This is a genomic window from Kitasatospora sp. GAS204B (assembly GCF_029892155.1).
GTDB lineage: Bacteria > Actinomycetota > Actinomycetes > Streptomycetales > Streptomycetaceae > Kitasatospora.
In genome coordinates this window covers 93,358-120,266 of sequence record NZ_JARZAG010000026.1, presented here as the reverse complement: position 1 = coordinate 120,266, position 26,909 = coordinate 93,358, and the positions used below count along the sequence as shown (strand labels likewise).

Sequence of the window (26,909 nt, the reverse complement as noted above, 5' to 3'; positions counted from 1 at the left end):
GCCGGGAGCCGGGAGCCGGGAGCCGGGAGCCGGGAGCCGGGAGCCGGGAGCCGGGAGCCGGGAGCCGGGAGCCGGGAGCCGGGAGCCGGGAGCCGACGTTCGGGCTGTCGGCCGAGTGGCTCCTGGCGGACGGCGAGCCGTTCGTCGACGGACTCGTGCTGTCCCACCCCGAGCAGGTGGAACGATTGCGCCGGACGTGCCCGGAGGCCGAGGACACGGCAGTGCTCGGCGGCGACCCGTGTTTCGACAGGCTGCTCGCTGCCCGCCCGTACCGCGAACGGTTCCGACGAGCCTTGGGCGTACGCGAGGGCCAACGGCTCCTCGTACTGAACTCGACCTGGAACCCCGAGGGATTCTTCGGGAACCGCGGCGGCCAGGATCTCCTGCCCGCGCTACTCCCCCGGCTCGCCGCCGAGTTGCCGGCGGACGACTACCGGCTCGCGGCCGTCCTTCACCCGAACATCTGGTACGGACACGGTCCCGGGCAGATCCGGGCCTGGCTGAACCGAGCCCGCCTCAACGGCCTCACCCTGGTCGATCCCGTCCATGCGTGGCGCCAGGCACTCCTCGCGGCGGACGTCGTCCTGGGGGACTTCGGGGCGGTGACGTACTACGCCGCCGCGCTCGGCACTCCGGTGCTGCTCGCAGCCGACGGCCAGGACCGGCTGGACCCTGAAGCACCAGTCGCACGGTTCGTCGCGGAAGCACCACGGCTGGACCCGCACCAGCCCCTGCGGGCCCAGTTCGACGACCTGATCGCGGCCCACCGTCCACTCCCCGGCCCGACAGAGTTCGTCACCTCCGCACCGGGCGCGTCGGCGGCCCTCCTGCGACGGCACTTCTACGCGTTGCTCGAGCTGCCGGAACCAGAGGGCCGAGCCCTGTTCGAACCGCTGCCGCTGCCACCGTACGATCCGCCGCGGCGGACGGCCCCGATGCAGGTCCGGACGGTCGTCGACGGCACGGACATCACGATCGAGCGATCCGCCGTGCTGCCGTACGGGGCGGACGGCGACGTGCACCTCGCCGTGCACGAGGCCACCCGGGACAGCGGCGTGCTGGAGCTGGCCGACGTGATCACGCGGGAAGCGGATCCGAACGATCCGCGGCTCGGGGGCCCACCGTCGTGGACGGCGGACGTACTGCGCCGGCATCCGCAGTGCGCGGTCGCCGCGTTCATCGTCGGCCCGGATCTGTGTTTCGTGCGGACACGAGCCCACGGGAGCTTCCGGTTGGCCGCCGGTCCGGGCGCGGACGCCGACCCCACAGCCTACGCCTCGGCGCTCTTCGCCTGGCTGGCAGCCGGCGGAACGATCCCGGCGGACGGGACCGCCACCCTCCGCATGCACACGGCCTCCGGTCCCCATCCGATGGTCGTGGAGAGCCGGCGGGCATCGCAGGGATGACGCCCGGCCGCCGCCCAGGCCCTACCCCGCGGCGACCTCGCAGCGCAGCCGCAACGCGGCGAGGTACTGCAGGTGCGGCACAGCCTGCGGCGGAAGCAGCTGCTCCGCCTCGGCGACCTTCGCGAGAGCCACGGCGTTCTGGCCCGCATCGTGCAGGGTTTCCGCCAGGTCGGTCAGCGCACGGCCCTGGTTGTAGGCCTCACCCTGCGCGGCGAAGAACTCCGCCGCGGACTCCAGGAGCCGCTGCGCCTGCGCCAGGTCTCCCGTGCCGCGCAGAGCGCGTCCCTGGTGCCGCGCGGACAGGGCGAGGGCTCGCGGGAGATCCGCCGCCCCTTCCTGACCGGAACCGATCTGCCGGTAGAGCCGCTCGGACTCGACGAACCGCTCGTGTGCCTGCTCGTACTGCCACCGGTGCAGGTTCAACAGGCCCAGCAGTTCCACCGAGGACGCCTCTCCCCTCAGGTGACCGGCCGCGCGCTCGCTCGCCACAGCCGCCAGCGCCGCAGCCTCGGCGTCGTCCATGCGGCCCATCTCGCCCAGGCAGTGGGCAAGTTGGAACTGCAGGGCACCGGCCGTCCGCGGATCCGCGTCGCCGTCCTCGGCGCAGCGGACCGCGACGAGCAGAGCGGGGAGCACCTCGTCCCAGTACCCGGCCTTCAGCTGGAGCGGCCACAGCGCGCGAGCCAGCCGCAGCGACGTCGTCGTGTGGCCGTACTCGTCGGCCACGGACACCGCCCGGACCACGTTCCCCAGCTCGGCGGCCAGAACCGCCACGCCCTGCGCCTCACCGCGGGAGGTCTCCCCGTTCTCCGGAGCGGGTTCGGTGCGCCAGCTCTGCGGCAGCGCGGCATGGGCGGCGTGCAGGACCCGGGCGAGCAGGGCATCGAGTACGCGGCGGACGCCCGCGGCGCACTCGGCGATGCCGAGCTCGATCGCGGCGGCATCCGCCAGGTGACGGCGCACCTGAGGGCGGTAGCGGTAGCGGCCGTCGCCCAGTGCATCGACTAACCGGGCCTCCGCGGCCTCGGCGAGCATCCGGGCCGCCTCGCCGGGAGCAGTGCGCGCGGCAGCCGCGGCCAGCCCGGCGTCGATCGAGGGCAGCCCGACCAGCGCGGTGAGCTGGCACAGTCGCTTCACCTCGGGCCGCACTCCGCCGCAGATCTGCCGGACCATGTCCCTCAGTGGATCGGTGCCCGCCGGTGCGGTCGCCAACTCCTGCTCCGGGCCCGCCTCGTTCAGCAGGCACACCGTCCGCGAGCGCAGTGCCAGCGCGTTGCCCGCGCACCGCTCCAGGAGCTCCTTCATGTGCGGACCGAGCTGGGCGGATGCCTGCTTTCCCGCCGTGCTCCGAACGAGCTTCGCAGCGTGGCGGTCGGTCAGGGGAGCAACCTCCACCCGCTCCGCCTCCAGTTGGAAGGGCCGACCCGATACGACGACGAGAAGGAAGACGTCGGGCGTCGCGGGGACGAGGCCGCGCACCTGGGCGGGCGACGACACGTGGTCCACCACCACCAGCACCCTGCGCCCGTCGACCAGACGCCGGTAGAGGCGCTCCCGGCCCGCTTCCGTGGCCGGCAGCTGATCGGGCTCGACCCCCATCGCGCGCAGCAGGCGCAGCAGGACCACGGACGATCCGAGCCCGCCCTCGCCGGCTCCGTCCCGCATATCGACGTAGAAGCGGCCGTCGGGGAACCGGGCGAGGAGAGTGGCGCCCAGGTGCAGAGCCACCGACGTGGTGCCGATCCCCGGCGGCCCGTGCAGCAGGGCGACCCGCGGCCGACCAGCTGCGGGCCGAGTGGCTTCACGCCGCACCCTGCGAAGCACAGCCTTGTGGTTGGTGAAGTCGCGTGGTGCGGGAGGGAGTCCACCGTCCAGCCGGAGGCCCTCGACCTGCTCCGGAAGGCTCCTGGCCAGGGCCGCCCACTCAGCTGCCTGCTGCGGATCGTGCTCCATGCGTGCATGGAGCTGCGCCGCGAGGCTCTCCCGTTCCTCCTGAGTGCGTGGCAGCGGCGTTTCACGCCCCAAGGTCCTGCGCGTGAGCGCCCCCGTGGAGACGACGAGTTGCTTGCCCATCTCACCGGCGGCGCCGTTGCCCACCGCGGTGATGAACGCGGTGAGTGCGCTCACCGCCATGATCTCCAACACGTCGGCCTCCCCCTGGCGCCCGATCCGGCCACAGCCGGACTGTATCCCGCAGTACCGCTCCGGGGAATCCTTCCAGACCGCTACCGAGGTGGGCGTCATGGCGCGGGCAGCGCGTCCCGCTCCCCGGACCGGACGCCGCCGTGATGGAGTGAGAGGCATGACCTCCGCCTCCCCCGCCCCGTACCGCGTCGCCCTGATCGGCTACGGCCTGGCCGGCTCCGCCTTCCACGCCCCGCTGATCGCCACCACCCCGGGACTGCGCCTGGACGCCGTGGTCACCGCGAACCCCGACCGCCGTGCCCAGCTGGCGAGGGAGCACCCGGACGCCCGCGCGCTGGACACCCCCGAGCAACTCTTCGTCGGGGCCGCGGAGTTCGACCTGGTGGTGATCGCCAGCCCGAACCGCACCCACGTGCCGCTGGCCAGGGCCGCGCTGCACGCCGGACTGGCCACCGTGGTGGACAAGCCGCTGGCCGCCACCGCCGAGGAGGCGTTGGCCCTGTGCGGCCTGGCCCAGTCGCGCGGCGCGCTGCTGACGGTCTTCCAGAACCGTCGCTGGGACAACGACTTCCGCACCGCCCGCCGGCTGATCGAGGCGGGGACGCTGGGCCGGGTGCACCGCTTCGAATCGCGCTTCGAGCGGTTCCGGCCCAAGCCCAAGGCCGGCTGGCGCGAACTGGCCGACCCCGCCGAGGCCGGCGGCACCCTCTACGACCTGGGCAGCCATCTGGTGGACCAGGCGCTCACCCTGTTCGGCCCGGTCAGCACGGTGTACGCGGAGATCGACACCCGGCGCGACGGCGCGGCGGTGGACGACGACGCCTTCCTCGCCCTCACCCACGCCGGCGGCGTCCGCTCGCACCTGTGGACCAGCGCGATCGCCCCGCTGGGCGGCCCCCGGCTGCGGGTGCTGGGCGATCGGGCGGGCTACGTGAAGTTCGGCATGGACCCGCAGGAGGCGGACCTGCGAGCCGGCCGCCGGCCCGGGGACGGACGCCCCTGGGGCACCGAGGACGCCGCACTGCACGGCACGCTCGGCACCGACGAGCAGGCGGCCCCGGTCGCCACCGACCCCGGCGACTACCCAGCCTTCTACGCGAGCCTGGCACACGCGCTGGCCACCGGCACCCCGCCGCCGGTCGACCCGCTGGACGCGGTCGCCACCCTCACCGTGCTGGAGGCGGCCCGGCGCAGCGCGGCGACGGGGCAGACCGTGGCACTGGTCTGAGCCCGCTCAGACCGCGATCACCTCGACCGCCCGTTCCAGGCCCCGGAAGTCGGCGGCGTTGCGGGTGAAGAGCGGCAGCCCGTTGGCCGAGGCGACGGCGGCGATCATCAGGTCCATCCGGCGCGGGCGCGGATCGCGCCCCGCCGCGATGGTCAGCGCGACCAGCGTCCCGTACCGCGCCGACGCCGGCCCGTCGAACGGCAACGGTTCGAAATCGGCGACCGCCGCGCCGAGCTTCTCCAACCGCCCCGCCCTGGACGCCGCGTCTCTGGCCATCGCGACGCCCTGCTGCAGCTCGGCCAGGCTGATGGCGGTCAGCTCCGGGAGGACCGGCAGGCTCGCCGGATCGAGCAGGTCCAGGTCGATGTAGGTGCACGTGTCCAGTACGCCCGAGGGCCGGCGCTCAGCCACGCCGTCGCTCGAACGGGTCGCCGTCCTCGCCAACACGGTCCTCGGTGCCGAAGAACTCGTCGGCCTCCTGGCGCATCAGCGCGTAGTCGACCCGAGGCAGCCGCGCATGGCGGGCCACCAGTTCCTCCGCGCTCAGCCGGCGCCGCCGGGCGACCGGGCGCAGCTCGGCCACCTCGACGCCGTTGCGGGTGATGAGGTAGCTCTCACCCGCCTCCACCGCGTCCATCACCGTCGCGGAGTGATTGCGGAACTCGCGCTGGGTAATCGTCTTCATACAGCCATCGTAGCTCTGTGAGACACACAGGACTACGCCCGTTTTCCTGCCGGCTCCGTCCCTTGTTCCCGTACCATCGGTGGTCGTGGCCCGACGCTCCCGAGGAGGCTCAGCAGTGCATCCACTCGTCCTGCTCCTCGGCGTGCTCCGCCTGCTGACCGGTGACGTGCTGCCCGGCGGCACCACCGGACTGACCGCGCTGGCCGCGGCCGCGACCCTGATGGTGCTGGCCGGGGTGGCCACGACCACCTTCGTGCTGACCCGGCTGCTCGGCGCCCGCGCCCCGCACGCCGTGCGGGACGGCACCCTGCGGCGCCAAGCCCTGCGCACCGCCTTCCTGCCGCAACGCGATCCGGATGCCCGGGGCCGCCGCCGGCCCAGGGCACCGGGCGCGGCCCTGGCGGCCGCGCAAGCCCTGGTGTAGTCCCACCGCGCCCGCTGCGCGGCCGTCCGCCGTCTCACAGTCCGTCAGACGCCGGAGGGCCACCCTCGCATGTCGCTTTTCTCGATCTTCGACCCCGCCATCGGCCTCGCGCACAGCGTGGTCGGCGCGCTCGCCCACTACCTGCCGGCCGCCGCCGCGATCGTGCTGTTCACCATCTGCGTGCGCCTCGTGCTGCACCCGTTGGCCCGCGCCGCCGCGCGCGGCGAGAAGGCCCGCACCCGGCTCGCGCCGCAGGTGGCGGAGCTGAACAAGAAGCACAAGGGCAGCCCCGAGCGGCTGCAGGCGGCGCTGGCCGAGCTCTACAAGAAGGAGCAGGCCTCGCCGTTCGCCGGCTGCCTGCCGATGCTGGTGCAGATCCCGTTCTTCTCGGTGATGTACCGGCTCTTCACGCTGCCCACCGTGGACGGCGTGCACAACGACCTGCTCGGCCACACCCTCTTCGGCGTCCCGCTCGGCACCCACCTGGGCGCCGCGCACGGGCCCGGGCAGCTGGCCGTCTTCGCCGGGCTCTACCTGGCGCTGGCCGGTGTCGGGTACGCCGGCTTCCGCCGGGCCCGCGCCGCCGCCCAGGCGGCCCCGCAGCAGGCACCCGGCGCCGCGATCGCGCCGTACCTCTCGTTCCTGACCGTGCTCTTCGCGGCGCTCGTCCCGCTGGCGGCCGCGCTCTACCTGCTCACCACCACCGGCTGGACCACCGCCGAGCGGGCCTGGCTGCACCGCACCCCGCGGCCGCAGAGCGAGCCGGCGAAGGCTCTGGTGAAGGCCTCGGCAAAGGCAGCCGCGAAGGCGGTCGAAGCACCCGCCACCCCCGCCCTGCCCGCACCCCGGCCCGCCACCCCCGCCCGCAAGCCGCGCCCCAGGCGCAGCAGCCGCGCCGCAGCGGCAGCGGGAACAGCAACGGGAGCAACAGCAGCCGCACCAGCAAGCCGACCGGCCGCGCGCGGCGCGCCCGCGCCGCCGGCTAGGGCGTGTTTCATCATTCGCGTCGGATCAGCGCGCGGCGGTGGGCGCCCGGCTGGGCGTGCCGGCGAAGCGTCCTCGTACTGGGTCGTACTTGGACGTTTCGCCGGTGCGTCCAGGCGGAATGCCCGGCGTCGCGCGCCCGGCGGGAATGATGAAAGACGCCCTAGGGCCGCTGCCACCCCGCGAGATAGTCGTCGATCTCGCCGGCGATCCGCGTCTTGCCCGCCTGGTCCAGGAACGAGGCCTCCACCGAGTTCTTGGCCAGCGCGGCCACGCCCGCCTCGTCCAGCCCCAGCAGCTCGGCCGCCACCCGGTACTCGGTGTTCAGGTCGGTGCCGAACATCGGCGGGTCGTCGCTGTTCACCGTCACCAGCAGTCCGGCGTCGACGAAGCGCTTGATCGGGTGCTCCTCGATCCGCTCCACCACCCGGGTCGCCAGGTTGGAGGTGGGGCAGACCTCCAACGGGATCCGGTGCTCGCCCAGGTAGTCGAGCAGCGCCGGGTCCCGCCAGGACTGCGTGCCGTGCCCGATCCGCTCGGCGCCCAGCTCGCGGATCGCGTCCCAGACCGTCTCGGGCCCGGTCGACTCGCCGGCGTGCGGGACGCTGTGCAGACCGGCCGCCCGGGCCCGGTCGAAGTACGGCTTGAACTGCGGACGCGGCACGCCGATCTCCGGGCCGCCCAGGCCGAAACTGACCAGCCCGTCCGCGCCCACCTCCAGCGCGAGGCGGGCGGTCTCCTCGGCCGAGGCCAGCCCCGCCTCACCCGGGATGTCGAAGCACCAGCGCAGCACCAGGCCGAAGTCCCGCTCGGCGCTCTTGCGGGCGTCCTCGATCGCCTCCATGAACGCCACGTCCGGGATGCCCCGGCGCACCGAGCTGTACGGCGTGACGGTCAGCTCGGCGTAGCGGATCTGCTGGCGGGCCATGTCCCGGGCCACGCCGTAGGTCAGCGAGCGGACGTCCTCGGCGTCCCGGACCAGGTCGACCACCGAGAGGTAGACCTGGATGAAGTGAGCGAAGTCGGTGAAGGTGAAGTACTCGGCGAGTTCGGCCGGGTCGGCCGGCACCTCGGTCCTCCCCTCGTACCGGGCGGCCAGCTCGGCCACCACGCGCGGCGAGGCGGAGCCGACGTGGTGCACGTGCAGCTCGGCCTTGGGCAGCCCGGCGATGAACGCCTCGATCCCGCGGGACATCCTCTACTCCTCCGTCGTCCTCGAACAGACCTCGCATCATCGCACGGCTCGGCAACGCCGAATCGCACGGCTCAGCCGGCGGATCGGAGGGCTCAGCCGCCGACCGCGGTCGCCACCGTGTGGATCAGCAGACCGGCCAGGGCGCCGACCACGGTGCCGTTGATCCGGATGAACTGCAGGTCGCGCCCGACGTTGGCCTCGATCTTGCGGGAGGCGTCGTCGGCGTCCCAGCCCGCCACGGTGTCGGAGATCAGCGAGGTGATCTCGGCCCGGTAGGTCTCCACCACGTACTGCGCGGCGTCCTGCAGCCAGCCGTCGGTCTTCACCTGCAGCCGCTCGTCGGTGGCCAGCTTCTGCCCGAAGGAGCGCACGCCCACCTGGATCCGGCGGCGCAGCTCGCTCTGCTCGTCCTCGGCGGCGGCCAGCACCAGGGCGCGCACCGCGCTCCACGAGGAGGCGATCAGCTCCTGCACCTCGTCCCGGGCCAGCAGCTCCGCCTTGGCCCGCTCGACCCGTTCCTTGGTCGCCGGGTCGGTCTGCAGCTCGACGGCGAAGTCGGCCAGGAAGGTGTCGATCGCGCCCCGGGCCGGGTGGTGCGGGTCGTCCCGGATCGCGGTGACGAAGCGCATCAGCTCCTTGTAGACCCGCTCACCGACCTGATGGTCGATGAACTTCGGGGTCCAGCCGGGCGACTTTATGGCCACCTTGGTCACCACGTCCGCATGGTGCTGGGCCAGCCAGTCGTGCGCCCGGACGGTGACCAGGTCGACCACGCCGTGGTGACCGCCGTCCGCCACCACCTTGCCGAGCAGCCGCCCGATCGGCTCGGCGACCTGGGTGGCGGCCGCCCGCCGGGTGACCGCCTCGCCGACCACGGCCTGCACGTCCTCGTCGCGCAGCACCGCGAGCACCCCGCGCAGCGCGGCCGCCGCCTCGCTGGTGACCCGCTCGGCGTTGGCCGGCACCGCGAGCCACTCGCCGAGCCGGCGGGCGATGCCGAGCGCGGCCAGCCGGCTGCGCACCACCTGCGCGGAGAGGAAGTTCTCGCCGACGAACTGGCCGAGCGAGCGGCCGAAGGCGTCCTTCTTCGTCGGGATGATCGCGGTGTGCGGGATCGGCAGGCCGAACGGACGGCGGAACAGCGCGGTGACCGCGAACCAGTCGGCCAGCGCGCCGACCATGCCGGCCTCGGCGGCGGCCGAGACGTAGCCGGTCCAGCTGCCCCAGCCGGCCGAACCGGCCCAGGTGGCCAGGGCGTAGACCAGGGTGGCGAAGGCCAGCAGGCCGGTCGCGATGATCTTCATCCGGCGCACGCCTTGGCGCTTCTCCTCGTCGGCGGCGGTGAACCGGACGCCGGTCGCAGCCGTCTGGGCCGTACTCTCGCTCTCCACTCGACCAGTGTCACCGATCATCGGGCCATTACACCGCTGTCACGTCCCTGAGCTCCCCCTGACTCGGACCCTGGCCCCAGCGCGCGTACGCCCGGTTCATCAGGCCGCGCCAGGCCGGCCGGCGCCGCAGCCGGCGGCGCACCTGGGCCGGCACCAGGCCGCGCCAGACCTGCAGCACCAGCGAGGGCCCCAGCTGCGCCGGCAGCACCGCCACCGGCCGCTCCTCGCCCGCGACCCGGTAGCCGACCGGCTCCCCGTACGCCGCCTGATAGCGGATCAGCCGCCGCAGCGCCGCCGCCCGCCCGCGCCGGGCCAGGTCGAGGCGCAGCCGGTCGCGGGGCGCCAGCGCCTGGTACTCGGCCGCCGGGCAGTACCGTTCGACCAGCCGCCCGACGCCGGCGCAGAGCCGGCGCTGGGCCGCCACCTCCAGCGTCAGGAAGTCCGGGCGCAGCAGCCGCGGCAGCTCCCAACCGAACGCCCAGTCGCGCAGCGCCGCCGCCTCCGCACCCGGTTCGGCCAGCCGCTCGGCCACCACCAGGGCTGCGGCCAGCGCGCGCAGCCGCTCCTCGTGCCGGGGCCGGTCCGGCGCCTCGGGCGCCGCCGCGAGCAGGCAGTCCACCCCGCCCAGCACCGCGACCCGCCGCGAGCGCAGGCAGGTCTCCACCGCGAACGGCAGCGCGAACCGCAGGTCGCACGACGGGTCGAGGCCGAGCGTCGGCAGCCCGTGGTACTCCAGTGCCGCGCGCCGGAACAGCCGGGCCTGCGGGAGCGCGTAGGCGAGCGCGCTGTCGGTGAAGCCGACCTGCTCCCTGGTCCGTTCGAAGAGCTCGCGTTCGAACGCCGGTTGCTCGGCGCCCGCCGTCCGCCCGAGCACGACGTCCGCCCCCGCCCGGTCGGCGAGCCCGACCAGCCGCTCCAGCGCCTGCTCGGCGAGCCGCTCCCCCGTGCCGAGGAAGAACAGGTAGCGCCCGCGCACCCGCTGCCGATCGCCGAACAGTTCGACACACCCGGCCACGGCCGCCCCGCCCGTCCCGGCGGCCAGCAACTGCAACGCCCCGGGCCGACGGAGCCAGATCGACTGAGCCAGTAGCGAGTCCAGCGCCGGCGACGGGCCGGTCCGTGGCGGCGGGCCGACCAGCACCACGGTCACCTCCGGGTCACCCGCCCGCCCACTGCCCGTCACGCCATCACCTCGTCGCCGATCCACCTGGCTCAACGGCGCGGGGCGGGCCGGGGTCACTCACCGTCAGCCGATCGTCGCCCCCGCGTACATCCGTGCGATCACGTCCTCGATCACCGGTTCGCGCACCGACAGGTCGAGCAGCGGATAACGGTCGGCGACCGCGGCCACGATCGGGGCCGCGCTGCGGGCGGCTGGAAAGGCCAGCCACTGCCGGTTGCCCTCGACCTTGACCACCCGCACGCCGGGCAGGTCGATCGGCGCCCCCTCGCGGACCAGGTCGACGACCAGGGTGCGCTCACTCTCGCCCTGCGCGTGCAGCCCCGGCAGGTCCCCGTCGTAGACCACCCGGCCGTGGTCGATCACCATCACCCGGCGGCAGAGCTGCTCGATGTCGGTGAGGTCATGGGTGGTCAGCAGCACGGTCGTGCCGGCCTCGTTCACCTCGCGCAGGAACTCCCGCACCCGCGCCTTGCTCAGCACGTCCAGGCCGATGGTCGGCTCGTCCAGGTAGAGCACCTGGGGGTCGTGCAGCAGGGCGGCGGCCAGGTCGCCGCGCATCCGCTGGCCGAGCGAGAGCTGGCGCACCGGGGTGTCCAAAAGGTCGCCCAGGCGCAGCAGTTCGACGCAGCGGGCCAGGTTGGCCCGGTAGCGAGGGGGCGGGACCCGGTAGAGCCGGCGGACCAGCTCGAAGGAGTCGCGCAGCGGCAGGTCCCACCAGAGCGTGGTGCGCTGCCCGAACACCACCCCGATCCGGCGGGCCAGCCGGGCCCGCTCCCGCGCCGGGTCCACGCCCGCGACCCGCAGCCGGCCACCGCTCGGCACCAGGATCCCGGTCAGCATCTTGATCGTGGTGGACTTGCCGGCGCCGTTCGGCCCGATGTAGCCGACGCACTCGCCGGGCGCGACGGTGAAGCTCAGCCCCTGCACGGCGCGCACCTCACGCCGCTCGCGGCGCAGCCGGCCGACCCTGGTGCGCACGGTGAAGGTGCGGGAGACGTTGTCGAGCTCGATCAGGTTCACTTCTGGTACTCCTTCTGATGACGGATCGGCTGATGAGGGCTGACAGGGAGTCAACTTCCGGTGCCCCGGTAGGCCCGCAGCCCGGCCCGCCACGCCAGCGCGGCGCCGAGCACGCTGAGCGCGGCCACCAGCGGGGAGGCCAGCTCGAAGGCCGGCGGCAGTCCGAGCGGGTCGGGGCGGCCCAGCAGGTACAGCAGCGGCAGCCAGTTGACGAAGGCCAGCGGCACCCCGAAGGTCACCCCGGCGAGCAGCTGCTTGCCGTAGATGCCCGGCGGGTGGCTGAGCAGGGTGGCTCCGCCGTAGGTGAAGGCGTTCTGGAACTCGCGGCTCTCGCCCCACCAGAACTGCACGGTCGCACCGGCCACGAAGATCGCCCCGAAGATCACCGTGCCGCTGACCAGCAGCGCGGCCAGCAACAGCAGCTTCGGCCAGGTCCAGGCGATCGGCAGCGCACCCATCGACCAGCCGAGCACCAGCAGCCCCTGCAACGGCCGGCCGAGCCGGCGCAGCGTGAAGCGCTCGGCGCAGACCATGGACAGCGCCGGGGCGGGCCGGATCAGCAGCACGTCCAGCGTCCCGGAGGCGATCCGCTGGCCGAGCCCCTCCACGCTGCCGACCAGCACATCGGCGACGCCCAGCGCGAAGCTCGACGTGCCGTAGAGCAGGCCGATCTCGGGCAGCGTCCAACCGCCGAGCCGGCCGGTGTGACGGAGCATCAGCACCAGGACCAGGAAGTCCAGGAAGGTGGCCAGCAGGCTGCCCACCGAGGTGAGCAGGAAGTTCGCCCGGTAGGACATCGCGGCCCGCATCCACATGGCGGCCGCCAGGCGCCAGGAGACCACCGCCCAGCGCAGCCGGGCCACCGGCGACTCGGCCGGCAGTGGCTCGACCGACAGCCGCTCGGCCGGCGGCGACGCGATCAGCGACGATTCAGCCACCCTGGACCACCACCTTGCGGGTGGCCAGCGACTGCGCCACCCGGCCGGCCGCGAACAGCAGCACCGCCCAGACCAGTTGGAAGCCCAGCGCGGCCACCGCCGCCCGTCCGGTCCGGTGCTCGAGGAAGAGGTCGCACGGCACCTGGACCAGCGACGCCCAGGGCAGCGCCTGGGCCGCCTGCCGCAGCCCGTCCGGAAAGAGCCCGAGCGGCAGCAGCATCCCGGACAGGAACATCGAGACCACCAGCATCAGCGACCGCAGCCCCTCGGAGTCGTCCAGCCAGAAGCCGGTCACCGAGACCAGGAACCGCAGCCCGAAGCTGACCGTGATCGCCAGCAGCACCGAGCAGAGGAAGAGCGTCCAGGTCAGCACCGAGTGCGGCAGCCGGGCATGGAAGAGGAGCACCCCGGCGACCAGCGGGACGGCACCGCGGGTGAGCAGCTGAAAAGCCGCCCGGCCCAGGTCGGCCGCCAGCCACCAGCCGAGGAAGTCCACCGGACGGTAGAGGTCGACGGCGATGTCGCCGGTGCGCAACCGCGCCTGCAGGTCGTCCTGGAACCCGCCGCCCCACGCGGCGACGGCGACCAGCAGCGCCTGGCTGACCCAGATGTAGGTGACGGCCTGGGTGGTGTCGTAACCGCCCAGGCCGGGCCTGGCCCGCCACAGGGCCAGGAAGGTGGCGGCCAGGATGCAGCCGAAGACGGTGTTGGTGAAGGCCCCCGCCAGCGTCGCCACCCGGTAGGTGGAGTACCGGCGGAAGGAGCCGCGGGCCATGGCCAGGTAGAGCCCGGCCGACGTGTCCATCAAATATCTCCTTGTCGACTTTTTGCCAGTGCCACTCCCGCACGGCAGGAACGGCCCAGCGCCCGACAGCCCCGATCGACGGACCCCCGGGGGTGGGGGCGTCGTTCGGGGCTGAGTGATATATGAGGTTGTGTCAGACCACCGTAGCGGCAAGCCGCTTGGCCCGGCAGCCGTTTTCCGGCAGAGACACCGGTACCCCCGGCGCCGGGTGGCGCCGGGGGTACCGGTGTCCGCGGGTTCGACCTGAGGGCGAGCCCTAGTGGCTGTTCGACTGCATGCTCGACCCGAGGGCGGGCAGGCTGGGCAGAGACGGCAGCGTGACGGGCAGCCCAAGCCCGGCCAGCAGATTCTGGATGGTCGAGAGCAGAGTGCTCAGCAACTGCGTCAGCACACCGAGGTCCGGCAGACTCGGCAACGTCGTCGGCAAGCTCGGGACACTCGGGACACTTGGGACGCTCGGCAGCGACGGTGTGCTCGGCAGCGACGGCGTCGTCGGCAGACTGGGCGTCGTCGGCAACGACGGCGTGGTCGGCAGGCTCGGCGACGTCGGCAGAGTCGGCGTCGTCGGCAGAGTCGGCGTCGTCGGCAAGGTCGGTGACGGCGCGGTCACCGCCGGCCGCAGCGGCAACGCCGACACCGGCATCACCCGCGACGCGTCCGGGTCACGGAGCGGGACGGCCGCGGCCGCCGCGGTCACCGAGGTGAGGCTGATCGCCGCGGTCAACGCGGCAGCCGTCCATATGGCACGCATGAGGGTCTCTTCCTGTTCGATGGTTAACGGGCGAAACGTTCCGTCATCGCCTCGCTCCAAACAGTGAGCCGACCGTGCCGCCCCGGCCACCGCACCTACGCCGAACGACTGAGGGCCCGCCTCCACCGGAGACGGGCCCTCACACAACGTCAGAAAACCTACAGATAGAGCCCGGTCGACCCATCCGAATCGGTCAGCCGCTCGGCGGCCACCGCGTGCAGGTCGCGCTCGCGCAGCAGCACGTACGTCGCGCCACGCACCTCGACCTCGAGCTTGTCCTCCGGGTCGTACAGCACCCGGTCCCCCGGCTCCACCGACCGCACGCTCTGCCCCACCGCGACCGCCTCGGCCCAGGTGCACCTTCTGCTCAGCTCGGCGGTCGCGGGGATCAGGATTCCGCCGGTCGAGCGGCGCTCACCCTCACCGCCCTCGGGACGCACCAGCACCCGGTCGTGCAGCATCCGGATGGGCAGCTTCTCGCCCAGCCGGTCGTGTCGGCCGTGTTCGGGCAGCCCGGCGGGCGCCGGCTGCTCGGGCTGCTTGCTCTGCTCGTCGTTCACACTCACGCCCAGACCGTACCTGTCGCGGGCCCGCGCCGTGGCGCCAGCCCGCGATCCATCCGATCCGCCCGGCCCGATCAGTGGGCCCGATCAGTCCTTCTTGCGCTTAGAGGGTCCGCCGGTAGGGGGCCGGATCAAGGAGCGGCGTCCGGGCCGAGTCTGGGCGGTGCCGACGAAGGAGTCCATGCGGAGCATCGGCGACTGAGGAGAAGCCGTCCAGGCGACAGCCCGGGCGTCGCGACGCCGGCCCCCTACTGGCGGACCCTCTTACGAGCCGAGGCGAGCAGCAGCACCACCCCGCCGCCGACCAGCACCGCGGGCACGATCCGCTCCTTGCGCGGCTGCCCCTTCTCGTCCACGAACTGCGCCTTCAGCTGCTCCACGCCACGGCTGGCGCCGACGTAGAGCCGGCCCAGCCGCTGCTCCACCGAAGCCAGCGCCTTCGCCCGCACCTGCGCGGCCACCGTGGACGGGTGCACCCGCATCGCCAGCTCGTCCAGCGTGTCGGCCAGCTGGTCACGGGTCCGCGCGATGTTCGCCTCGATCTCGGCGGTGGTCCGCCCGGCGTCATCCCGCGCGGCGTCCTTCGTCTTCCCCTTGCCCACCCGGGCCACCTCACTCACCTCGCGTCACGGTCTGCTGCCGTTCAGTCTGTCAGTTCGGCTGCCGAGCCGCGCAGTCCCACCCACCATCAGAGGTAGGTTTGCGATGGCACGACCGCCAGTCCAGCACGAGGAGATCCCACCGTGACCGAGCGTCTCCAGGCCGGGGACACCGCCCCCGCCTTCTCCCTGCCCGACGCCGACGGCAAGCAGGTGTCCCTGGCGGACCACCTGGGCCGCAAGGTGATCGTCTACTTCTACCCGGCCGCGATGACCCCCGGCTGCACCACCCAGGCCTGCGACTTCACCGACAACCTGGAGGTCTTCGCGGGCGCCGGGTACGACGTGATCGGCATCTCGCCGGACAAGCCGGAGAAGCTCGGCAAGTTCCGCGAGACCGAGGACCTCAGGGTCACCCTGCTCTCCGACGAGGACCGGGCCGTGCTGGAGGCCTACGGCGCCTACGGCGAGAAGAGCCTGTACGGCAAGACCGTGGTCGGCGTGATCCGCTCCACCGTGATCGTCGACGAGCAGGGCAAGGTCGAGCGGGCCCTGTACAACGTCAAGGCCACCGGCCACGTCGCCAAGCTGCTGCGCGACCTCAAGGTCGAGGCGTAGACCCCGAGCACAGCGGCCCCGGCTCCCCCCACACAGGGGGCCGGGGCCGCCGCCTTTTCGCGACGCCGGGTCAGGCGGGCAGCCCCACTGCCCGTTCGCCGCTGCGCCGCTGCTGGATCACCACAGCGACGACCAGCAGCGCACCCTGCGCCACGTTCTGCCAGAACGAGTTGATCCCCTGGACGGTCAACCCGTTCTCCAGCGCACCGAGCAGCGCCACCGCGAGCAGCGTGCCGCCGATGCCGCCCTTGCCGCCGCGCAGGGCGCAGCCGCCCAGGGCCGCGGCGGTGATCGACTGCAGCTCCAGGCCCTCGCTGCCGGAGACCGGCTGGCCGGAGCCGGTGCGCGCGGTCAGCAGGATGCCGGCCACCGCCGCGACCACGCCCAGCAGGCCGTACACCGCGATCAGGTACTTGTTGATGTTGATACCGGCCAGCCGGGCGGCGGTGTCGTTGCCGCCGATGGCGTAGATGTTGCGGCCGATGTCGGTGTACTTGAGCATCACGTGCACTGCCAGCGCCACCACGATCAGCAGCCAGACCATCACCGGCAGCCCGGCGATCTTGCCCCGGCTGAGGAAGATGAAGATGCTGTCGTTGAGCACGTAGCCCTGCGCCGAGCCGTTGGAGATCAGCTGCGCGACACCCTTGTAGGCCGCCAGGCCCGCCAGGGTGGCGATGGTGGCGTTGACCCGGCCGTAGACGATGATCAGGCCGTTCAGCCCGCCGATCACCACGCCCACGCCGATCGCCGCCGCCATGCCCAGCAGCGCGTTCGAGCCGGTGGAGGTGAAGGCCATCGCGCTGACCACCGAGGCCAGGCCGGCCTGCGAGCCGACCGAGATGTCCAGGCCGCCGCAGATGATCACGACGGTCTGCACCACGGCCAGCAGGCCGCTGATGGTCACCGCCTCGGCGATCACCTGGATGTTGTCCCAGCTCAGGTAGTTGCCGTTGAGCGAGCCGAACAGCACCAGCAGGAACACCAGGCCACCGGCCAGGCTCAGGTTCTGCCCGCCGATCGAGGCCAGCAGGCCGACGACCCCGCCGCGCTTGGCCGGCGGCACGCTCCCGGTCGGCGTGCTCTCGGAAACGGTCGTGGTGGTCATGCGGTCCTTCCTTCGTCGCTCGCAGCAGCCGCCAGGTCAGGGCCTGACGCCAGGTCATCGGCCATCGCCAGGGCGAGAATCCGCTCCTCGGTGGCCTCGGCCCGGTCCAACTCGCCGGTGATCCGGCCGTTCTGCATCACCACCACCCGGTCCGCCAGCCCGAGCACCTCGGGCAGCTCGGAGGAGATCACCAGCAGCGCGACCCCCTCCTTGGCCAGGTCGGCGATGATCTGGTAGATCTCCGCCTTCGCACCCACGTCGATGCCGCGGGTCGGCTCGTCCAGGATCAGCACCTTGGGCTTGCGGGCCAGCCAGCGGGCCAGCACCACCTTCTGCTGGTTGCCGCCGGACAGCTTGCGCACCTCGTGCTCGATCGAAGGCGCCCGCACCCGCAGCCGGTCCGCGTACTGCTGGGCCAGCTCGCGCTCGGCCGTGCGCCTGACGAACCGCCAGCGCCGCAACCGCTCCAGCACCACCAACGAGGTGTTGTCCCGGATCGTGCGCTGCAGGAACAGCGCCTGGGCCTTGCGCTCCTCCGGTGCCAGGCCGAGCCCGGCCCGGATCACCGCACCCGGGTGGCCCGAGCGCAGTTCCTGACCGTCCAGGTGGACCGTGCCCGAGCGCACCGGCAGGTCGCCGGCCAGCGCCAGCGCCAGCTCGGAGCGGCCCGCGCCGATCAGCCCGGCCAGGCCCACCACCTCGCCCGCCCGCACGGTCAGGCTGATGTCCGTCACGTCGTCGGTGCTCAAGTGCTGGACGTCCAGCACCACCTGGTCGGTCGCGACGTTCTGCCGGACGAACATCGCCGACAGATCGCGGCCCACCATCAGCCGCACCAGCTCGCCCTCGGAAGCCTGCGCCGCGTCCAGCACCCCGGCCAGCGTGCCGTCGCGCAGCACCGCGATCCGGTCGGCCAGCTGGAAGATCTCCTTCATCCGGTGCGAGACGTAGATCACCGCCACGCCCGCGTCGCGCAGCCGGCGGATCAGCCCGAAGAGCGCCTCCACCTCCTGCTCGGAGAGCGAGCTGGTCGGCTCGTCGAAGGCGATCACCTTCGCCTCACCGGTCAGCGCCCGCAGGATCTCCACCAGCTGACGCTGCGCCGGGGTCAGTTCGGACCCCAGCAGGTCCGGGTCGAGCACCCGGGAGAAGCCCAGCCGGTCCAGATCGGCTTCGATCCGGCGGCGCAGCTCGGCCCGGTCCAGCCGGCGCCCCGCCTTGCGGGGCAGCGCGCCGGCGTAGACGTTCTCGGCGACCGAGACGTGCGGGATGATCTCCGGCTCCTGCGGGATGATCCGGATGCCGACCGCCCGGGCTCTGGCCGGCGAGTGCAGCTCCACCTCGGCGCCGTCCAGCAGCACCGAACCCTCGGTGGGCTGGTGATCGCCGGTCAGGATCTTCAGCAGGGTGGACTTGCCGGCCCCGTTCTCCCCCATCAGGGCGGTGACCTGGCCGGCCGGGAAGTCCAGGGTCACCCCGCCCAGCGCCCGGACCTCGCCGAAGCGCTTGCCGAGCTCGCGGACACCGGCGCCCGCGTTCGTCGTCTTGGTCGTCAAGGTGCTACCTCAGGTTCCTCACAGTGCCGGGGTGCGTGGTGCTCAGCTGCACTGGACGCCGGAGGACTGCCAGTTGGAGGCGTCCACCATGGCGGTCGGCGCGAAGGCCTCCTGCGGGAAGTCCTTGCCGTTCTTGAGCTTGTCGTACATGGTCTGCACCGCGAGCGCGCCCACGTCGGAGCCGTTGATGAAGAGCGCGGCCTTCATCCCGCTCGGCTTGCCGCTGCCCCAGTCCTTGCAGGCCAGGTAGGCACCGAGACCGACGCCGATCACGTTGTCGGGCGTGATGTTGGCGTTCTGCATGGCGGTGATGCCGCCCTGCACGTTCTCGTCGTTGCAGCCCCAGATGATCCAGTGCTTGACGCCGGGGTTGGCGGTCAGCGTCGCGGCCACCTTGTCCTGCGCACCGGTGGGCGTGTTGTCGGTGGAGACCTCGATGTCCTGGATGCTCGCACCGGCGCCCGTGTCGAAGGCGGCCTTGGCAGCCTTGACCCGGTCACCGCAGACCGTCACGTCCTGCTGCCAGGCGGAGATGATCCGGGTGTCGGCCGGCGCCCAGCCGGTCTTCTTGAACTCCTCGGCCGCGCGCTGGCCGACCTGCTGGCCCATCTGCTGGCCGCTGAAGCCGATCCGCGGCAGCAGGTCCTTCGGGTTGCAGTTGGCCGGCGCCGGGCCGGTGGCGCAGACCTGGTCGTCCGAGGTCAGCAGCGCCACCTTGGCATCCTTGGCCGTCTGCACGACCTGCGGCCCGACCGCCGGGTCCGGCGGCACGATGATGATGCCGTTGCTCTTCTGCGCGATGGCCGACTGCACGTCACTGACCGTCTGGTTGGCGTCGTTGCCCAGGTTGACCACGTTCAGCTTCACACCCAGCTGCGCGGCCTTCGCCTTGGCACCGGCCGCCTCACCGATGAAGTACTGCTGATCGCCCTGCTTCTGCAGGTACGTGATCGAGATCTGCCCGCTGACCGGAGCGGCGTTGCCGCCGGCGGAGCTGGAACTCGACTGGCCGGTCGAACAGGCCGTCAGGCCCAGGGTGACGATCAAGCCGACGGTGGCGGCGGCTGCGCGACGGCGGTGGCGCACGGTGGTCATGGGTGGAGGGCTCCTTTGGATCACAATCGATCAGAACCGAACAGGTTCCAACGTGACGTGCCATATGACATCCCCTCTGACCACGTGCGTCAAGGGGTTTCGCACAGATACGCACAGGTCGCAACGGAACTGTTGTCAGATCGTGTGAAGAGTGGCAGAGCGTGACGGTAGCCCGTGCGGCCCGGCGGAGGAAGAGGGCCGATGATGAGGGGGGTTCGCTGACAGCCCGTAACCCCAGGGCGTCCAGCAGTCGGACAACCGGCCCGACGATCCGCGGCCGCAACGGGAGTGGTGGATCAACGCACGCCGCACCAAGCGAATTGACGGTGCCCCCGCCATCGCAAAGGCTCTAGACTGAGCGCATGCGGCCGTGGCGGAACAGGCAGTCGCGCTGGCTTTAGGTGCCAGTGAGGGAAACCTCGTGAGGGTTCGATTCCCTCCGGCCGCACTAGCCTTGCAATCGAAGGCCCGTCAGAGAACTGACGGGCCTTCAGCTTTTCCGCTACCCCACCAACTCCCGCACCAGCGGCACCAGCGCGCGGAACGCCTCGCCGCGGTGGCTGATCGCGTTCTTCTCCTCGGCCGTCAGCTCCGCGCAGGTCCGGGTCTCGCCCAGGGGCTGCAGGATCGGGTCGTAGCCGAACCCGCCATCCCCCGCGGGCTCGTGGCGCAGGGTGCCGAGCAGGCGGCCCTCGACCACGCGCTCGGTGCCGTCCGGCAGGGCCAGGGCGGCCGCGCAGGCGAAGTGGGCGGTGCGGTGAGGGGCGGCGATGTCGGAGAGTTGGGCCAGCAGGAGTTCGAGGTTGGCCCGGTCGTCGCCGTGCTTGCCGGCCCAGCGGGCGGAGAAGATGCCGGGGGCGCCGCCCAGCACGTCGACGCAGAGGCCCGAGTCGTCGGCGACGGCCGGCAGGCCGGTGGCCTGGGCCAGGGCATGTGCCTTCAGCAGGGCGTTCTCGGCGAAGGTGACGCCGGTCTCGCGGACGTCGGGGATCTCGGGGTAGGCGTCGGCGCCGACCAGGTCGACGTCGAGGCCGGCGGCGCCGAGGATGGCGTGCAGTTCACCGACCTTGTGCTGGTTGCGGGTGGCGAGGACGAGGCGTCGAGGGGTGCTCATGACGCCTCAGTATTCCCTCTCGAGCACCTCCGTCAGCCGGTGCACACCTTGGTCAGGTTGCCGGCCGCGTCGCCCAGCGGGCCGAGGTCCGGGACCTGCTTGGCGTCCATCGCCTGTTGGGCCTTGTCGGCCTGCGTCCGCATGTCGGTGACGGCCTTGGAGACATCGGTGTTGCCGGCGTTCTTGCCGAGCTTGTCGAGGTCGGTCTTGAGCTTGGACATCGCCCGCCCGGCGGCGGCCGGGTCGTTGGTGGAGTTGTTGTAGGCGCTGCCGAGCTGGCTGAGGTCGGTGCCGACCGAGACCGCCGTGTTGCCGCAGTCGATCGCCTTCTGGGTGGCCGAGCAACTGACCGCGCTGAGCGGGAGGACGGCGATCAGCGCGGCTACGGCCAGGCCGGCGGGGCGGGTGAGGCTGGGCGGCATCGCGGTCCTCCGATGCGGTGAGCTGTTGCGGGAACGGTACGGTCTGCACCGCTTCGCTGTACAGCCCACCGCGGCCCGGCGGTTCAGCCTTCCAGTGCCTTGCGCTGGATCTCGTCCAGCTCGGCGCAGCCCAGGGTGCCCAGGTCCAGCAGCTGGTTGAGCAGGTCGCGGTCGAACGGGGCGCCCTCGGCGGTGCCCTGGACCTCGACGAAGCGCCCGTCGGAGGTGCAGACGATGTTCATGTCGGTCTCGGCGCGGACGTCCTCCTCGTACCGGAGGTCGAGCATCGGGACGCCGTCGATGATGCCGACGCTCACCGCACTGACGCCGCCGGTGATCGGCTGGCCCTTGGCGCGCAGCAGCTTCTTCTCGCGGGCCCAGGAGACGGCGTCGACCAGCGCGACGTAGGCGCCGGTGATGGCCGCGGTGCGGGTGCCGCCGTCGGCCTGCAGGACGTCGCAGTCGAGCACGATGGTGTTCTCGGCCAGCGCGCGGTGGTCGATCACGGCGCGCAGCGAGCGGCCGATCAGGCGGCTGATCTCGTGGGTGCGGCCGCCGATCTTGCCGCGGACGGACTCGCGGTCGCCGCGGGTGTTGGTGGCGCGCGGCAGCATGGCGTACTCGGCGGTGACCCAGCCCTCGCCGCTGCCCTTGCGCCAGCGCGGGACGCCCTCGGTGACACTGGCGGTGCAGAGCACCTTGGTGTCGCCGTAGGAGACGAGGACGGAGCCTTCGGCGTGCTTGCTCCAGCCGCGTTCGATGGTGATCGGGCGGAGCTGGTCTGGGGTGCGGCCGTCGATGCGTGACATAGCGCCTGAGCGTAGTCGGTTCCGGCATACCGGACGTACCCGTCGCGGGACGCCGGTGGGCACGCCGACGGCCCGCCACCGTTCGCCGGTGACAGGCCGTCGGGCGGGCCTCGGGCGGGCCTCAGGTGAGACTCACATCATGTCTTCGATCTCGGCGGCGATCGGGTCGGCGTCGGTGCCGATCACGACCTGGATCGCGGTGCCCATCTTGACGACGCCGTGGGCGCCGGCGGCCTTCAGGGCGGCTTCGTCGATGAGGGAGGGGTCGATGACCTCGGTCCGCAGGCGGGTGATGCAGCCTTCGACCTCTTCGATGTTGGCGATACCGCCCAGACCGGCGACGATCTTCTCAGCCTTGGTGGCCATTGTCTTTCTCCCTCTGTCTCGGCGTTCCGGCTGCCTTGCCGGAGGCCGTCCTGCGGTGTGCCGTGCGAAGTGGCCGGGGTGACGGGGGCTCAGGCCCGCCGTGTGCTCCGGCGCGACCAGGATCACCCGGTTCAGGGTGTTCCGCCACGCTGGCGCACGTTCGGCCCAGCACCGCGCGCGTACCGTGGATCTTCCTCCAGGACGACCAGGATGACGACGGGCGGGGCTCGGGTCCACAGCGGTGGCGCCACACCGCAACTGGTCTACACCAATGTGGGTGTACTTCCCAAACGCGCGGGGCCAGGTCTGCGTTCCCCGACCGACCCCGCCGGGCGCCGAGGCTTCTTCCTGTCCGGAAGATGACCAAATACCCTGGTTCGGCGACGCCTTTCCGGCCCCCGTCCGCGTCGTGTCAGGCTGGGCTGATCCCCGAACTGGCGTAGACCAATAGCGTCTGCTCTGGCCGTCCGGGCAACGCCGCCCGCCGTCCACCGAAGGAAGCCCATGAGTACGACGACCGCTCCCGCGGCCGCCCCGCCTGCCAGGAAGCCCGGCGCCGGCCTGCTGCAGGGTCTGCAGAAGATCGGCCGCAGCCTGCAGCTTCCGGTGGCCGTGCTGCCCGCCGCCGGCATCCTGCTGCGACTCGGTCAGGACGACGTCTTCGGCAAGGACGGCCTGGGCTGGAACAAGGTGGCCGCCGTCTTCGCGACGGCGGGCGATGCGGTCTTCGGCAACCTGGCGCTGCTCTTCTGCGTCGGCGTGGCGATCGGCTTCGCCAAGAAGGCGGACGGCTCGACCGCGCTGGCGGCGCTGGTCGGCTACCTGGTCTTCCACAACGTGCTGACCGTCTTCCCGGTGGCCGGCAGCATCACCGCCGCCCTGCCGGCCGGCAAGCCGCAGGACCCGGGGGTCTTCGGCGGCATCGTGGTGGGCCTGCTGAGCGCGCTGATCTGGCAGAAGTACCACCGCACCAAGCTGGTCGACTGGCTCGGCTTCTTCAACGGCCGGCGGCTGGTGCCGATCATCATGGCCTTCGTCGGCACCCTGCTCGGCATCGTCTTCGGCCTGGCCTGGGCGCCGATCGGCAGCGGGCTGACCCACGCGAGCGACTGGCTGACGGGCCTCGGCTCGGCCGGTGCGGGCATCTACGGCGTGGCCAACCGGCTGCTGATCCCGATCGGCATGCACCAGTTCCTGAACACCTTCTTCCAGCAGCAGGTCGGCAGCTTCACCGACGCGACCGGCAAGGTGTGGAGCGGTGACATCCCGCGCTTCTTCCACGGCGACCCGACGGCCGGCCAGTTCATGTCCGGCTTCTTCCCGATCATGATGTTCGGCCTGCCCGCGGCCGCCATCGCGATCGCGCACTGCGCCCGGCCCGAGCGGCGCAAGGCCGTCCTGGGGATGATGATCTCGGTCGCGCTGACCAGCTTCATCACCGGGGTGACCGAGCCGATCGAGTTCTCCTTCATGTTCATCGCCCCGGTGCTGTACGGGATCCACGCGCTGCTCACCGGCCTGTCGATGGCGGTCACCTGGGGGCTGGGGGTGCACGACGGCTTCGGCTTCTCGGCCGGCCTGATCGACTACCTGCTGAACTGGCACCTGGCCACCAAGCCGTGGCTGATCGTTCCGATCGGGCTGGTCTTCGCGGCGCTGTACTACTCGCTCTTCCGCTTCGCGATCATCCGGTTCGACCTGCCGACCCTGGGGCGCGAACCGGAGGACGAGATCGAGGATGTCACCAAGGCGTGACCGCGGGTGAGCACGGCAGAAGATCGTTAATCCTCAACAAGGTTTCGATTTCATAGCGCTTCCCACCTGCGAGGCTGCCGGACCTTCCGGCTCTCCTCGTGGCGTGCTAGAAAACTGGTCTACACCACTAGTGGTGTAGACCAGTTCGCGTATCGGCCCCGGCCGCACCCCGCCCGGTACGCCCTGCCGTGAGGAACCACCCCCATGAGTACGACTGCGCAGGCACCGGCGCCCGCCGCACCCTCGCCCCTCAAGCAGTTCGGGCAGAACGCTCTGCAGAGCCTGCAGAAGATCGGCCGCAGCCTCCAGCTGCCGATCGCGGTCCTGCCGGCCGCCGGAATCCTGCTGCGGCTGGGGCAGCCGGACGTCCAGGAGAAGCTGCACCTGCCGGCCAAGCTGGTCGCCACCTTCGCCGCGGCCGGGAACGCGGTGTTCAGCAACATGCCGCTGCTCTTCTGCGTCGGCATCGCCATCGGCCTGGCCAAGAAGGCGGACGGCTCCACCGCACTGGCCGCGCTGGTCGGCTACCTGGTCTTCCACAACGTGCTGACCGTCTTCCCGATGGCCGGCACAGTCACCGCCGCCAACCCGGCCGGCACCCCGCAGAACCCCGGTGTGCTCGGCGGTGTGGTCATCGGTCTGCTCAGTGCGACCCTGTGGCAGCGCTACCACCGCACCAAGCTGCCCGACTGGCTCGGCTTCTTCAACGGCCGCCGCCTGGTGCCGCTCATCATGGCCTTCGTCGGCACCTTCCTCGGCATCGCCTTCGGCCTGGCCTGGGGCCCGGTCGGCGACGCCTTGAACAGCTTCAGCAACTGGGCGATCGGCCTGGGCGCGGTCGGCTCCGGCGTCTTCGGCCTGATCAACCGCGCGCTGCTCCCGGTCGGCATGCACCAGTTCGCCAACACCTTCTTCTGGCAGCAGGCGGGCACCTTCCACGACGCCACCGGCAAGCTGGTCCAGGGTGACCTCAACCGCTTCTTCGCCGGCGACCCGACCGCCGGGCAGTTCATGTCCGGCTTCTTCCCGGTGATGATGTTCGGCCTGCCGGCCGCCGCGCTGGCGATCGCGCACTGCGCCCGCCCGGAGCGCCGCAAGGCCGTCCTCGGAATGATGATGTCGCTGGCCCTGACCTCCTTCATGACCGGCATCACCGAGCCGATCGAGTTCTCCTTCCTCTTCATCGCCCCGGTCCTCTACGGCATCCACGCGGTGCTCACCGCGCTGTCGATGATGATCACCTGGGCGCTGGGCGTGCACGACGGCTTCACCTTCTCGGCCGGTGCGATCGACTACGTCTTCAACTGGCACTTCGCCACCAAGCCCTGGCTGATCATCCCGATCGGCCTGGTCTTCGCGGTGATCTACTACGTGGTCTTCCGCTTCGCGATCACGAAGTTCGACCTCAAGACTCCCGGTCGCGAGACCGACGAGGAGCTCGAGGACGTCACCAAGGCGTGACCGCCGCCTGACGCAGCGAAGAGGGGGCACCGGCCGCAGCCGGTGCCCCCTCTTCGTGATGTTACGTCAGATCTCGTACACCGCACCGGCCTTGGCCAGCTCCACCGGCCCCTGGTAGGCCTTCTCGGCGTCCCGCAGATTGCGCTGCGGGTCGGTCCACGGCGGGATGTGGGTGAGCACCAGGCGGCGGGCTCCGGCGGCGGTGGCGTGCTCGCCGGCCTCGCGGCCGTTGAGGTGGATCGAACGGTAGGTCTCCCGGCCGTCGGTGTAGGCGGCCTCGCAGAGGAAGAGGTCGGCGTCCCTGGCCAGTTCGACCAGTGCCGGGCTCTCGCCGGTGTCGCCGGAGTAGACCAGCGAGCGGCCGTCGTGCTCGATCCGGAAGGCGTAGGCCTCGACCGGGTGGTTGACCTGGACGGCGGTGACGGTCAGCGGGCCAAGCTCGAATCGGCCGGGGGTGAGGGTGTGGAAGTCGAAGACCTCGGTCATCCCCGGGCGCTCGGGCATGTCGTAGGCGCGGGCCAGCCGGCCCGGCGTGTCCAGCGGGCCGTAGACCGGCAGCGGGTCGGGGCAGCCCTCCTGGCGGTAGTTGCGGGCCACCCAGTAGGCGCACAGGTCGATGCAGTGGTCGGCGTGCAGGTGGCTGAGCGCGACCGCGTCCACGTCGTAGAGGCCGACGTGGTTCTGCAGCGCGCCGAGCGCGCCGTTGCCGAGGTCGACCACCAGGTGGTAGCCGTCGGCCTCGACCAGGTAGCTGGAGCAGGGCGAGTCGGGCGACGGGAAGCTCCCCGAGCACCCCACCACAGTCAGTTTCATCCCGAGCCCCTCCGCCGGATCCAGGTCCCCCCGCACGCCGATGACCGCCGGGTCACACCGGCGGGTAACTGCAGCGGTCGCGTGTCGAGGGTAAGGGCGGAGCGGCACTTTGCCCCCGTCCCCGTGCCGGGCTGTGGCTGGAATCACCAGAACGGGGCGGCGCGGGGACGCCGGCGCGCGCTCGGTTCACGCGCGGGCCGGCGGGGGTGCGCGCGAGCGACTGAGCAGCCCACCAAGCGGCCCTGTGACCGGGTCAGCGGTGGCCGGGGCGGCGGCGCGCCCAGGCGCGGATGGTGTCGGCGTACCAGCGGGGGTGGCCGCTCTGATCGACGAAGTCGGGATCGGGGAGCAGGCCGTGGCGGCGATAGTTGCGGACGGTGTCGGTCTGCACTCCGATGTGGTGGGCGATCTCGGCGTAGGACCACACTTCGCCGCGACTGTGCTGACTGCTCATCTGGCGCCACCTCCGGGTGTG

General features: G+C 71.8%; 28 protein-coding genes and 1 tRNA gene. 8 read left to right on the top strand and 21 right to left on the bottom strand.

Annotation, left to right across the window (positions count from 1 at the left end; translation table 11 throughout):
* A partial coding sequence (locus P3T41_RS29360; protein WP_280693567.1) for a hypothetical protein occupies nt 1-1,406 on the top strand: 1,406 nt, incomplete at its 5' end.
* A 21-nt stretch (nt 1,407-1,427) separates the two neighbouring features.
* Here P3T41_RS29360 and P3T41_RS29355 read toward each other — a convergent pair.
* Complete coding sequence (locus P3T41_RS29355) at nt 1,428-3,551, bottom strand: ATP-binding protein (RefSeq protein WP_280693566.1); 2,124 nt, start codon at nt 3,549-3,551, stop codon at nt 1,428-1,430.
* Between the two features lie 157 nt (nt 3,552-3,708).
* On the opposite strand from P3T41_RS29355, the gene P3T41_RS29350 reads away from it, so the two are divergent.
* Nucleotides 3,709-4,779 carry a Gfo/Idh/MocA family oxidoreductase gene (locus P3T41_RS29350; protein WP_280693565.1) on the top strand — a complete coding sequence of 357 codons (1,071 nt, stop codon included), beginning with the start codon at nt 3,709-3,711 and terminating at the stop codon, nt 4,777-4,779.
* Between the two features lie 6 nt (nt 4,780-4,785).
* Here P3T41_RS29350 and P3T41_RS29345 read toward each other — a convergent pair whose 3' ends face one another.
* Both P3T41_RS29345 and P3T41_RS29340 read right to left on the bottom strand, forming a co-directional pair.
* The gene (locus P3T41_RS29345) at nt 4,786-5,190 is read right to left on the bottom strand and encodes a type II toxin-antitoxin system VapC family toxin (protein ID WP_280693564.1); all 405 of its coding nucleotides are present in this window, start codon (nt 5,188-5,190) and stop codon (nt 4,786-4,788) included.
* The gene (locus P3T41_RS29340) at nt 5,183-5,464 is read right to left on the bottom strand and encodes a type II toxin-antitoxin system prevent-host-death family antitoxin (protein ID WP_280693563.1); all 282 of its coding nucleotides are present in this window, start codon (nt 5,462-5,464) and stop codon (nt 5,183-5,185) included. Before P3T41_RS29340 ends, P3T41_RS29345 begins: the two co-directional genes overlap by 8 nt.
* 115 nt (nt 5,465-5,579) lie before the next feature.
* Between P3T41_RS29340 and P3T41_RS29335 the strand changes: the two genes are divergently transcribed.
* Nucleotides 5,580-5,888, top strand: coding sequence for a DUF6412 domain-containing protein (locus tag P3T41_RS29335; RefSeq protein WP_280693562.1), 309 nt, complete (start codon nt 5,580-5,582; stop codon nt 5,886-5,888).
* A gap of 686 nt (nt 5,889-6,574) precedes the next feature.
* On the opposite strand, the gene P3T41_RS29330 is transcribed toward P3T41_RS29335, so the two are convergent.
* From P3T41_RS29330 to P3T41_RS29300, 7 genes are all read right to left on the bottom strand, one after another.
* Nucleotides 6,575-6,715 (bottom strand): hypothetical protein, encoded by a 141-nt coding sequence (locus P3T41_RS29330; protein WP_280693561.1) that lies wholly within the window; start codon nt 6,713-6,715, stop codon nt 6,575-6,577.
* Between the two features lie 320 nt (nt 6,716-7,035).
* Complete coding sequence (locus P3T41_RS29325; RefSeq protein ID WP_280693560.1) at nt 7,036-8,067, bottom strand: adenosine deaminase; 1,032 nt, start codon at nt 8,065-8,067, stop codon at nt 7,036-7,038.
* 92 nt (nt 8,068-8,159) lie between these two features.
* Nucleotides 8,160-9,458: a DUF445 family protein gene (locus P3T41_RS29320; RefSeq protein ID WP_280693559.1), complete on the bottom strand. Its 1,299-nt coding sequence runs from the start codon at nt 9,456-9,458 to the stop codon at nt 8,160-8,162.
* Nucleotides 9,459-9,486: 28 nt separating this feature from the next.
* Nucleotides 9,487-10,641, bottom strand: coding sequence for a hypothetical protein (locus P3T41_RS29315; protein ID WP_280693558.1), 1,155 nt, complete (start codon nt 10,639-10,641; stop codon nt 9,487-9,489).
* 63 nt (nt 10,642-10,704) lie between these two features.
* Nucleotides 10,705-11,655, bottom strand: coding sequence for an ATP-binding cassette domain-containing protein (locus P3T41_RS29310; protein WP_280693578.1), 951 nt, complete (start codon nt 11,653-11,655; stop codon nt 10,705-10,707).
* 56 nt (nt 11,656-11,711) lie between these two features.
* Nucleotides 11,712-12,599: an ABC-2 family transporter protein gene (locus P3T41_RS29305; RefSeq protein WP_280693557.1), complete on the bottom strand. Its 888-nt coding sequence runs from the start codon at nt 12,597-12,599 to the stop codon at nt 11,712-11,714.
* A complete protein-coding gene (locus P3T41_RS29300; RefSeq protein ID WP_280693556.1) occupies nt 12,592-13,404 on the bottom strand; it encodes an ABC-2 family transporter protein in 813 nt (270 codons plus the stop codon). Before P3T41_RS29300 ends, P3T41_RS29305 begins: the two co-directional genes overlap by 8 nt.
* A 353-nt stretch (nt 13,405-13,757) precedes the next feature.
* Between P3T41_RS29300 and P3T41_RS29295 the strand changes: the two genes are divergently transcribed.
* A complete protein-coding gene (locus tag P3T41_RS29295; protein WP_280693555.1) occupies nt 13,758-14,222 on the top strand; it encodes a hypothetical protein in 465 nt (154 codons plus the stop codon).
* Nucleotides 14,223-14,313: 91 nt separating this feature from the next.
* Here the strand turns inward: P3T41_RS29295 and P3T41_RS29290 are convergent, their stop codons facing one another.
* Both P3T41_RS29290 and P3T41_RS29285 read right to left on the bottom strand, forming a co-directional pair.
* A complete protein-coding gene (locus tag P3T41_RS29290; protein ID WP_280693577.1) occupies nt 14,314-14,616 on the bottom strand; it encodes a co-chaperone GroES in 303 nt (100 codons plus the stop codon).
* A gap of 350 nt (nt 14,617-14,966) precedes the next feature.
* A complete protein-coding gene (locus P3T41_RS29285) occupies nt 14,967-15,329 on the bottom strand; it encodes a DUF3618 domain-containing protein (RefSeq protein ID WP_280693576.1) in 363 nt (120 codons plus the stop codon).
* Between the two features lie 132 nt (nt 15,330-15,461).
* Between P3T41_RS29285 and bcp the strand changes: the two genes are divergently transcribed.
* A complete protein-coding gene (gene bcp / locus P3T41_RS29280) occupies nt 15,462-15,935 on the top strand; it encodes a thioredoxin-dependent thiol peroxidase (RefSeq protein ID WP_280693554.1) in 474 nt (157 codons plus the stop codon).
* 70 nt (nt 15,936-16,005) lie between these two features.
* Here bcp and P3T41_RS29275 read toward each other — a convergent pair whose 3' ends face one another.
* From P3T41_RS29275 to P3T41_RS29265, 3 genes are read right to left on the bottom strand one after another with little or no spacing between them, the layout of a single operon-like run.
* Nucleotides 16,006-17,043, bottom strand: a complete 1,038-nt coding sequence (locus P3T41_RS29275; RefSeq protein ID WP_280693553.1) for an ABC transporter permease — start codon at nt 17,041-17,043, stop codon at nt 16,006-16,008.
* Complete coding sequence (locus P3T41_RS29270; protein ID WP_280693552.1) at nt 17,040-18,599, bottom strand: sugar ABC transporter ATP-binding protein; 1,560 nt, start codon at nt 18,597-18,599, stop codon at nt 17,040-17,042. Before P3T41_RS29270 ends, P3T41_RS29275 begins: the two co-directional genes overlap by 4 nt.
* Before the next feature lie 42 nt (nt 18,600-18,641).
* Nucleotides 18,642-19,694, bottom strand: coding sequence for a substrate-binding domain-containing protein (locus P3T41_RS29265; RefSeq protein WP_280693551.1), 1,053 nt, complete (start codon nt 19,692-19,694; stop codon nt 18,642-18,644).
* Between the two features lie 364 nt (nt 19,695-20,058).
* Between P3T41_RS29265 and P3T41_RS29260 the strand changes: the two genes are divergently transcribed.
* Nucleotides 20,059-20,142, top strand: a tRNA-Leu gene (locus P3T41_RS29260).
* Nucleotides 20,143-20,196: 54 nt separating this feature from the next.
* Here P3T41_RS29260 and rdgB read toward each other — a convergent pair.
* The 4 genes from rdgB to P3T41_RS29240 form a co-directional block, all read right to left on the bottom strand.
* Nucleotides 20,197-20,808 carry an RdgB/HAM1 family non-canonical purine NTP pyrophosphatase gene (rdgB, locus tag P3T41_RS29255; protein WP_280693550.1) on the bottom strand — a complete coding sequence of 204 codons (612 nt, stop codon included), beginning with the start codon at nt 20,806-20,808 and terminating at the stop codon, nt 20,197-20,199.
* Between the two features lie 32 nt (nt 20,809-20,840).
* Nucleotides 20,841-21,230: a hypothetical protein gene (locus P3T41_RS29250; protein WP_280693549.1), complete on the bottom strand. Its 390-nt coding sequence runs from the start codon at nt 21,228-21,230 to the stop codon at nt 20,841-20,843.
* Between the two features lie 83 nt (nt 21,231-21,313).
* Nucleotides 21,314-22,039 carry a ribonuclease PH gene (rph, locus tag P3T41_RS29245; protein ID WP_280693548.1) on the bottom strand — a complete coding sequence of 242 codons (726 nt, stop codon included), beginning with the start codon at nt 22,037-22,039 and terminating at the stop codon, nt 21,314-21,316.
* Nucleotides 22,040-22,171: 132 nt separating this feature from the next.
* On the bottom strand, nt 22,172-22,531 hold the full coding sequence (locus P3T41_RS29240) for a PTS glucose/sucrose transporter subunit IIB (RefSeq protein WP_280693547.1): 360 nt from the start codon (nt 22,529-22,531) through the stop codon (nt 22,172-22,174).
* A 378-nt stretch (nt 22,532-22,909) separates the two neighbouring features.
* On the opposite strand from P3T41_RS29240, the gene P3T41_RS29235 reads away from it, so the two are divergent.
* Together P3T41_RS29235 and P3T41_RS29230 are read left to right on the top strand one after the other, a co-directional pair.
* A complete protein-coding gene (locus P3T41_RS29235; protein ID WP_280693546.1) occupies nt 22,910-24,160 on the top strand; it encodes a PTS transporter subunit EIIC in 1,251 nt (416 codons plus the stop codon).
* Nucleotides 24,161-24,364: 204 nt separating this feature from the next.
* The gene (locus tag P3T41_RS29230) at nt 24,365-25,621 is read left to right on the top strand and encodes a PTS transporter subunit EIIC (protein WP_280693545.1); all 1,257 of its coding nucleotides are present in this window, start codon (nt 24,365-24,367) and stop codon (nt 25,619-25,621) included.
* A gap of 66 nt (nt 25,622-25,687) precedes the next feature.
* On the opposite strand, the gene P3T41_RS29225 is transcribed toward P3T41_RS29230, so the two are convergent.
* Both P3T41_RS29225 and P3T41_RS29220 read right to left on the bottom strand, forming a co-directional pair.
* On the bottom strand, nt 25,688-26,434 hold the full coding sequence (locus P3T41_RS29225) for an MBL fold metallo-hydrolase (RefSeq protein WP_280693544.1): 747 nt from the start codon (nt 26,432-26,434) through the stop codon (nt 25,688-25,690).
* A gap of 253 nt (nt 26,435-26,687) precedes the next feature.
* Complete coding sequence (locus P3T41_RS29220) at nt 26,688-26,888, bottom strand: MerR family transcriptional regulator (protein ID WP_280693543.1); 201 nt, start codon at nt 26,886-26,888, stop codon at nt 26,688-26,690.
* Nucleotides 26,889-26,909: the final 21 nt, after the last annotated feature.